Origin of the sequence: Spiroplasma sp. hyd1 (assembly GCF_016082235.1) — a bacterium.
GTDB classification, from domain to species: Bacteria; Bacillota_I; Bacilli_A; order Mycoplasmatales; family Mycoplasmataceae; genus Spiroplasma; species Spiroplasma poulsonii.
In genome coordinates, this window is the sequence record NZ_JXYY01000118.1 from 1 (window position 1) to 1,076 (window position 1,076).

The window sequence follows — 1,076 nt, forward strand, 5'->3', positions numbered from 1 at the left end:
GTTGCACTGGCGGTGTTGGCGGGTCAATTTTCGCCTGCATAGAGACCGTAATTTCACTGGTATATTGTTTACCATCCAAAGTAAACATTACTTGTAAATTATGGTCTCGTGGTGCAGTTTCAGGTTTAACATTGATTTTTCATTGTTTACTTATTTGTGGTTGTTCAACATTATCAAACACAACTTTATCAATGTTTGGGTTAGCAATATCAATGTTAACCTCCCCATCAACCGCAATCAAGTCATTTCGTGTTCAAGTTTGCGTTTTACTACTATCCACCAACACAAACTGACTTTGTTGTTTTACCCACGACAAAGTAGTTTGCAAAATACTAAAATTATAAAATACAGAACCAAAATATACATTATCTTTGTTATCAACAGCAAGCGAAATAACATTACTTATTCCATTTATTTTGGTTGGTGTGTCTGAACCCTGTTTCAACACAAACGCAAAGTCATCTGCCCCAGTTATAACATAGTAAATATTATTTTTACTGTCAGTTTTAATAATATTTATTTTTTCATTAATACCTTTTATTTTGGTTGGTGTTGTTTCCCCGTGTTTCAACACAAACGCACCAGTATCAGTAGCACAATAAATATTGTATTTGCTATCAACTGCAAGCGAATTAACAGTTTTATCAATACCATCAATTTGTGTCGGTGTTGTTTCCCCGTGTTTCAACACAAATGTCCCTTCCATATTAGATTTAATATAATAAATGTTGTTGCTGTTATCAACAGCAAGCGAAAACATATCATCATTTATTCCATTTATTTTGGTTGGTGTGTCTGAACCCTGTTTCAACACAAACAACTTACCACTTTGAATAAAATAAATGTTGTCTTTACTATCAACAGCAGGATAAAAAATACTCTTTTCAATACCATCAATTTCTTTTATTGGTAGGTAGTCGTTGTTTGAATTAGATGTTATAACATTGCGTTTGACACGAGTTTGAACCGTGTTGGCAAGCAACAACGGCGCGGGTACACTTGCTGTCAATGTTGATATAGTTAAGATACTTAGTAGTTTTTTCATTTCTGTATTCCTTTCTGAATAAAAAAGAGAA

The 1,076-nt window shown here is 33.5% G+C and carries 1 pseudogene; it reads right to left on the reverse strand.

What is annotated here, in order from left to right:
• Window positions 1-1,045: pseudogene (locus TS70_RS06615) on the reverse strand (hypothetical protein); the annotation flags it as partial.
• Between the last annotated feature and the right edge of the window lie 31 nt (window positions 1,046-1,076).